This is a genomic window from Bacillus sp. mrc49 (genome assembly GCF_002803435.1).
Window position 1 is genome coordinate 1 of the sequence record NZ_PHNG01000565.1, and the last position, 6,737, is coordinate 6,737.

General features: G+C 37.9%; 10 protein-coding genes and 1 pseudogene. All 11 read right to left on the reverse strand.

Annotated elements, in window-relative coordinates; translation table 11 throughout:
- A pseudogene (locus tag CVN76_RS05855) lies at positions 1-233 on the reverse strand (hypothetical protein); the annotation flags it as partial.
- The gene (locus CVN76_RS05860; protein WP_100530513.1) at positions 230-646 is read right to left on the reverse strand and encodes a phage head-tail adapter protein; all 417 of its coding nucleotides are present in this window, start codon (positions 644-646) and stop codon (positions 230-232) included. The pseudogene CVN76_RS05855 and the gene CVN76_RS05860, both read right to left, overlap by 4 nt.
- On the reverse strand, positions 630-878 hold the full coding sequence (locus CVN76_RS05865; protein ID WP_083232216.1) for a hypothetical protein: 249 nt from the start codon (positions 876-878) through the stop codon (positions 630-632). The genes CVN76_RS05860 and CVN76_RS05865 overlap by 17 nt, the downstream gene beginning before the upstream one ends.
- Before the next feature lie 51 nt (positions 879-929).
- Positions 930-1,094: a hypothetical protein gene (locus CVN76_RS31395; protein WP_198512492.1), complete on the reverse strand. Its 165-nt coding sequence runs from the start codon at positions 1,092-1,094 to the stop codon at positions 930-932.
- Positions 1,095-1,099: 5 nt separating this feature from the next.
- On the reverse strand, positions 1,100-2,248 hold the full coding sequence (locus CVN76_RS05870; RefSeq protein ID WP_100530514.1) for a phage major capsid protein: 1,149 nt from the start codon (positions 2,246-2,248) through the stop codon (positions 1,100-1,102).
- Positions 2,249-2,272: 24 nt separating this feature from the next.
- Positions 2,273-2,998 (reverse strand): head maturation protease, ClpP-related, encoded by a 726-nt coding sequence (locus CVN76_RS05875; RefSeq protein WP_100530515.1) that lies wholly within the window; start codon positions 2,996-2,998, stop codon positions 2,273-2,275.
- The gene (locus CVN76_RS05880) at positions 2,995-4,134 is read right to left on the reverse strand and encodes a phage portal protein (RefSeq protein WP_100530516.1); all 1,140 of its coding nucleotides are present in this window, start codon (positions 4,132-4,134) and stop codon (positions 2,995-2,997) included. Before CVN76_RS05880 ends, CVN76_RS05875 begins: the two co-directional genes overlap by 4 nt.
- Positions 4,135-4,154: 20 nt before the next feature.
- On the reverse strand, positions 4,155-5,834 hold the full coding sequence (locus CVN76_RS05885; protein ID WP_232732113.1) for a terminase large subunit domain-containing protein: 1,680 nt from the start codon (positions 5,832-5,834) through the stop codon (positions 4,155-4,157).
- A gap of 32 nt (positions 5,835-5,866) precedes the next feature.
- Positions 5,867-6,199 (reverse strand): hypothetical protein, encoded by a 333-nt coding sequence (locus tag CVN76_RS05890; protein WP_100530596.1) that lies wholly within the window; start codon positions 6,197-6,199, stop codon positions 5,867-5,869.
- Between the two features lie 130 nt (positions 6,200-6,329).
- Positions 6,330-6,635 carry a hypothetical protein gene (locus CVN76_RS05895; RefSeq protein ID WP_100530128.1) on the reverse strand — a complete coding sequence of 102 codons (306 nt, stop codon included), beginning with the start codon at positions 6,633-6,635 and terminating at the stop codon, positions 6,330-6,332.
- Complete coding sequence (locus CVN76_RS30875; protein ID WP_332850611.1) at positions 6,629-6,736, reverse strand: HNH endonuclease; 108 nt, start codon at positions 6,734-6,736, stop codon at positions 6,629-6,631. Before CVN76_RS30875 ends, CVN76_RS05895 begins: the two co-directional genes overlap by 7 nt.
- Position 6,737 lies beyond the last annotated feature (1 nt).

Below are 6,737 nucleotides of genomic sequence, written 5' to 3' on the forward strand. Positions count from 1 at the left end.
CAACCCACTAAAACCGATTTATACCCATTACTGCTAGTTACTTTACCTATTACAATTTCCTCCTGAGACGCCCCTGTATCTTTAAAATCCTCAAATTCATCGGAGACGGCTTTTGAAACCTCTTTTGCCCCAGCGATTAAGGCTTTATTGGTCACTCTGCTTAAAGCCTGTTCTGACAATTGATTCTGCAGGTTTTTATAGATGTCCTCAAACCCCTTAAATTCCACACTCATGTGATCACCGCCAAAAGAACAGTAATAAAATCGTTATTGGTTAAGTCTGGGCGAACATCAATCACGTTAAAACGAATGTATTGACGCTGACCATCTATAATTTTTGAAAAGCGATCATCCTCTAACTCTGCGTAGTGTTCAGTGTCGGGAAAATACTCACCGATTGAATCGCGAATATTAATAGTTACGGCATTTTTCGTATTCATAAATTTTAGCTGCTGTTGTTCCCTGCCAGAATTGAGAATTTCGATATCTTTCATGCTTGCGCTGTACACTTCAGCAAAACACTCATATACCTGGACCACTGCTCCTTCTCCTGGTTCTGGGCCATCGTTTGGAGTGTATTGGTAAAAGGAAACTGGCGTCCTTAACTCACCGCTGCCAATTTTGTTTGGATTAAACTTTGGTTTCATCAGGATCCCCCTCGTATAAATCCAGAGCTAACCCTGTTATTTCACTAGCAAAGTTTTCATCAAAATACTCTACGGCATCATTATACGAATACCGAGCACGCTCAAAGACAAGTTCTTTTCCGCCTTCATGCTTTTCAATATCAAACACTCCACACTTTCTTTTTATGGCAGCATATGAAAAGGACAACACCTTTTTAAGATTGTCGTCCTCTTTCGTGTGTGAAATTTTCATACGTCCTTTGAACTCCAATAGCAATTCGTATGTGATTTCCAATCAAATCACCTACTTGTCATCTTCATTTTCTTCTACCCTACTTAAGTAAGAATCATCGAGATTTTGTTCAACCTCTTTGGCCCGTTTTACTGTCATTTCAATTTCCTGATGAGGTTCATAAACCTCATTGGTATGGATATCCTTGAATGTTTTTAACACTTTATATTTTGCCATCAAAATCACCCTTCCGGAGTATTAATAGATAATGTATAAATTGCTGATACTTTATTATCATCTGCTTTTCCAAAAGCGAATTGTTTGGCTGTGTAAAGATAGCAATCTTCCAAAGCAAGCGTTTGATCAAATTTGTTAATTTGTACGCCACCCGCTGTATAAGCATCATACCGGTTGTTTACAAAAGCGATGACCTCACCGGATTCAACAAATTCAGATTCTACAATACGTAAATTAAACGGTAGGGCCGTCACATACGTTCCATTTGCATTCAAGAAAGTATATTGAGCTTTTACTCCCCAGGAGTCGATAGGGTTAACAAGTAAAACAACTTTCCCCCCGATTTTTACAGATTTCCCATTTGCTTTAGTGGAAAGGTAACTCATGACTTCCGATAGTTCCTTTACTGTTGTTTTTGAATCAGCAAATGTAAGGGTACCGGTAACAGCTTTTTTGGCGTGACCAGTTGTTTGGCTTACCGCTGCGTCTAAATCCCGAATTAAACCAATTGGCTGATCTTTAACAGGACCTACGCCATTGATAAATCCATTTTCCAAGGCAACTGCAAAAGTTTCGGAGATTTGTGTACGAACATAAGACTCAATCCAAGCCGGCCCGAATATGTCTAAATCTTTAGGAAGCACAACGAATGCCGTCAATTTAGATTGTGTGACTTTTTCTTCACTAAATGCTGTTTCAAGTTGTCCCTTGATTTCACCAAAGACCTTACCCCATACAGCAGCACCTGAAGGATCGGACTTAATAATGCGAGTTACAAGGCCTTTTTTCTGCAGATTAATTTCAGACAAGAATGGATGATCTGATGTTAAATCTTCAAAAATACGGTCAACCGTCGTTTCCGGCAAAATAATATCGTCTGTAAACCCGTCCGATTGCACGACATCATTGAAAAATTTAGTTTCCTCGGATGTTAGAACATTTACACCACGAGCCGCTAAGATCGTTTGATCTGCATTTTGCGTTTGGACAGCTTGGGTAATTTGTGTTGTTAAGGAATTTACGAGCTCATCTTGCATGGTGTTCCAAACTGCTTCGATTTGCTCGGGAGTTGAGCTCTCATTCTTCACCACTTGTGCATATGCTTTTTTAGCCTCATCATAGGCTTTTGTATGATTATTTAATTTCATGACCATTCTTTTTTCCTCCTGTATTTTCGATTAAAAAATGAACCCTTTACGTTTTGTCATAACTGGCTCAGGCGCAGTTGGGACAGATGGAAGAGGTTCATTATTTTGTTTATTATTTTGTTTTAAATTGTTGGTAACAGTATTAATGATTTCTTGTAATTGTTCGTCCGTAATGCCTTCTTTTGATTCTTCTTTCGGTTCATATTCCACTTTGTCAGCGAAGCCATCCTTAACAGCCTGCTCGGCCGTCATCCAGGTTTCAGCCTCAATTAACTTTGCAATTTCCTCACGGCTATTACCTGTTTTTTGTTGATAGATGGATATGATCGATTCATCATATGTCTCAAGGGCATTAAGAGTTTTCTTGATGTCTTGTTTAGTCCCATATGCAAAGGTTGCTGCTTCATGAATCATCATTCTTGATCCAGTTCGCATAATCACCTCATCCGCCCCCATCGCAATTATCGATGCAGCCGATGCGGCCAACGATGTCACCTCCACAACGATATGTTTATCCAGGTCTTTTAAGTAATTGTAGATTTCCACTCCTTGATCAGCATCGCCACCACCGCTATTTAACTTAATTCGCACTGTGGGTGCCGTAATTTCAGCCAATGCATTACGAACATCTTGTGCACTAGTAGCCGTATAAAACCAACCACTTTTGCCAATGGCACCTGAAATAATCATTTCATGTTCTTCTCCATTGGTTTGATTCAAAAACTTATAAGGGATTGCTTGAATTTTTTTCGTCATTTAGTCTCACCTCCTTCCACAGTACCTGCAGCCTGATAGTTTTTAGTAATAACAAATTCATCTAATTCAGGATTGTCTGATCGTTCTTTACCAAACAACTCCCTCACCTCATTCCTGGTAAACGCTCCAGAGGCCACTAACTTATCAACAGCCTCGGCATTTTCTATAAGATCCTTCTCGGTTAACCCGTAAACATCAATCCGCTTTCCTTTCAGGAAATCTTCTCTTGTAAATATTTTTGCATTTAATTCATCCTGTATTTTTTTGACGATTGGATTATTAGAGAACCTAACATACGCCTTAATAGCAGTTTCATAATCAGATAATTCACCATGAATTAAGGCAATTGGAATCCCTAACAGATTGGCTACATCATCAATAACAGACCGTTTTAATTTGGTTAATTCTTCAATGGATTGCCCTTTCACATCGCCTTTTGATACTTCGTTGTATTCAAAACCTTTCAACATTGGAACAAGGGCAATGGAATTTACCTTAAATGATTTAAACAACTTATCAATGAAATTTTGCAGCTTATTTGTATTCTTTTCATCAAGGGCCTGGCTTGATTCTACAGAAACTGTCCCACGAATCTGATTGTTCCTCATGCTAATTTCAATCATTCTACTAAATAAATCAGCATAATCATCAAACATTCCTTCCATGAATTTTGAAAGTTTCTCATTGTTATAAGTAAGATAAATAACCTCGTCCATTTGGAATGATCGTTTGAACGTATACCCCTTAACGGTTACGTCTTTGAATATGTCTGCATACACAGCGTATTCTTCCCTGACAAAATCGTCAGCAATTAGCAAATTATTATCATCCGTCAAAACAACCAGCACTTCATTTTCATCAATCAATTTGTAGATGAAACTTTGCCAAAAATCCGCAGCACTTTGATCTGTATTTGGCCGCACATTTAAAAGATAATGCCAATCATTATACTGGCGCTTGTTCTCCACCATAACTCGGAAGTCCGATTGGCTTATGGTCCGGCCGATGAAGTTGATGCAGATTTCCAAAGCCATCTTTTTTAAATAGGCCCGATGACTGGTTTCATCAATTAAATCCAAATCAAACAGGGATTCTAATTCGCTATTTCTTCTTAAAACGCTACTTAACCAACCCATTTTACATTTTCACCCCCTCCCTAAAAATTGAGTGCTTCTAAAGCATCTAAAGCATCTGAAACATCGTAATCCTTTAAATCTCTAGATCCCCAAACACCGTATAAAAACATCATAAATCCATCCGTTTTTCGTTTTACCGCCTCTTTTTTGCGATATAACTTATTACCTTTTGGATCGATAACAACCAATACATTGTTTGTATACCATCGCATTACCGGATTATCTCCGAAAATAACATTACTGTTATCAAATGCTAATTCAATTTTTGGTGCTAACAACGCGCTAGCTGCATCTGGATTACGTATTGGGTCTACCTCAAATCCTGCTGCTTCGAAAAGAGGCCTCAAAATCTCCATTCTAAAATTATCACCGACAATTTTAATGATGTTCCAACCTTCGTTCCGTTTATCCACAAACCATTTCACAATGATGTGTGGATCCATCGAATCCTTATGAAGAACGGTTAAAAACCCTTTATCTTCCCATTTTTTAATAGGTGCGAATTTACGGTGATCTTTTTTGTTATTTCCTTCTGCCTTATTGCCGCTATACGCATAATGCTTATCCGCAAAAGGTTTACATAAAAAAGAATGGGTTAACTCTGGCGGCAAGATAAATCTATCCCCTTCCGTAAACAACAAACCAGTTGCCACAAAGTCCCTTATTGATGCATAGTCGACACAACCAATACATTCGCGCCGCCTTAATTTCTCCAAATCGTATTCTTGATTTGTTGCTTCGATTTTCTCCCAGGATGTTACTGACTTTTCTAAATCAACCTTAGGCAAATTCATACGCTTCGTAATAAAGTTTTCATAACCCGATGAATCACTTTGGAGTTTGCGATATTGTTTCAAAACTTTTTTGTACAGCGTTTTGGCGTAACTAGACAATGGGGGATGAAACATAGGATTGGCCTTTTGCCATTTAGTCACATCGTGCATTTCATCTTCATCATCAAGGCAGCACATGAATGGGAATAATGAATCCTCTTTTACCGAAACTTCACGTTTTAAAATACTTAATGCGCGTTCTTTTAATCGATCAATAAAGCCATCGCGGACAAAACCATCTGTACCTATAAAAAATTCCCGGCTGTCTTCAACTTTACCAAGACCTCCCGAGAATACATCGACTACATCATTATTTTCATATTCATGCACTTCATCATAAACCACACAACCATCACGCAAACCATCCTTTGTACTGGCATTGGACGTATGAAACTGAAAAATTGATTTTGTATCAACTGATTCAATAACAGCTTTTTGATGCTTGAAATACGACTTCAAATCATCATTCATATCTATTGCATTGTAGACTTCTGTAAAGGAGGTCTTTGCTTGTTTCTCACTGTTGGCAACGATTGATACATTATAAAAATCAATTCCATGAAGCTCGCTAATGAAGTAATTTACAAGTGCTGATACAAAACCATTTTTACCAGCTCCACGTGCCATGTAAATAAAAAATTCGTCAAACACTAAGTCATCTGAATCCTTATAACGCATGAAAATAAAACATGTAATAAATTTTTGAAATGGCTCTAAAGGGAAATACCATTTATCAGCAAACTGGATAAAGTTTTCTATGTGTTCACTATCAAAATAAACATCCTTCATTGTCAGGATGTCTGCTTCAAGCCACTCTATAAGCATGATTCGTTCTTTGTTTAAAATGGTGTCGCCGTTACGCCACATCGAAATATATTCTTCTACGTAGTTATAAGTTATCAAATTAAACTACCACGCTTTGGTTTGCCTTCCACAGGTGTTGATGCTGGGGCAGGGGTTGCCTTTAATTTAAACTTAATCGATTTTTCTAGCGCAATCTTTTGAGCGTTAATTTTCATTTTTTCATTCATACTCGGATGGCTTTTGATAAATTTTTGTTTTCCGTTTTCAATCGTAATACTAATCCCATCACGATCAATTACTGTATCACACTCGGCATCTAATTCATGCAGTCGAATTAAATCATTTACCTTCTTTACTTCCAGTAGATCATCAGTATCGATACGTGCTAATAATTGATTTTTTAGTTTTTCAAAGTTCATTCTCTCCATACTACCCCTCCCCCCAACACCCCTAATGTGAAAGGCTATTTTTCAAATATTTTCAGACAGTTGGGCCCCTCCCCGGTCCCCGGGTTTCAAAAAAATAGTGAAACTTTTGACCGGGGGGTATCTCAGTTAATTATTCTTCGAAATTATACCGTTCCTTGAATAGCCGTTTCATTCGATTCAGATTGAACTCATCTAATCCAAACGATTCTGCCTCTCCGAGAGATAAAACAACAAAATGTTTGTCCGTGTAATAATCATCTAGCGAGAAGAAATGAACCTGCTGCACATCATTGTAGGTAAAGATCTCATTCTTCTTTGCATCGAAACAGAATAGATATTCCTTTCCTTCTTCAAAGCATTGATCAGCAGAGCCATCTTCATTTCTCCCGTAAATAACAACAGGCGTTATACACTTTAACTTTGCTAACTTCACCACTTCTCATCATCCCATTTCTTTTTGTTAGTCTGGCCAAACACACGATCATGCATCTTGTTATGACATTGAAGGCATAACGTTTCAAGGTTATCCAATACCAAA

What these genes read in the sequence shown, in the direction of transcription:
- CVN76_RS05865 (WP_083232216.1), bottom strand. Translation starts at nt 878, where the DNA reads ATGAAAATTTCACACACGAAAGAGGACGACAATCTTAAAAAGGTGTTG.
- CVN76_RS05885 (WP_232732113.1), bottom strand. Translation starts at nt 5,834, where the DNA reads ATGTGGCGTAACGGCGACACCATTTTAAACAAAGAACGAATCATGCTT.
- CVN76_RS05860 (WP_100530513.1), bottom strand. Translation starts at nt 646, where the DNA reads ATGAAACCAAAGTTTAATCCAAACAAAATTGGCAGCGGTGAGTTAAGG.
- CVN76_RS05890 (WP_100530596.1), bottom strand. Translation starts at nt 6,199, where the DNA reads ATGGAGAGAATGAACTTTGAAAAACTAAAAAATCAATTATTAGCACGT.
- CVN76_RS05870 (WP_100530514.1), bottom strand. Translation starts at nt 2,248, where the DNA reads ATGGTCATGAAATTAAATAATCATACAAAAGCCTATGATGAGGCTAAA.
- CVN76_RS31395 (WP_198512492.1), bottom strand. Translation starts at nt 1,094, where the DNA reads ATGGCAAAATATAAAGTGTTAAAAACATTCAAGGATATCCATACCAAT.
- CVN76_RS05880 (WP_100530516.1), bottom strand. Translation starts at nt 4,134, where the DNA reads ATGGGTTGGTTAAGTAGCGTTTTAAGAAGAAATAGCGAATTAGAATCC.
- CVN76_RS05875 (WP_100530515.1), bottom strand. Translation starts at nt 2,998, where the DNA reads ATGACGAAAAAAATTCAAGCAATCCCTTATAAGTTTTTGAATCAAACC.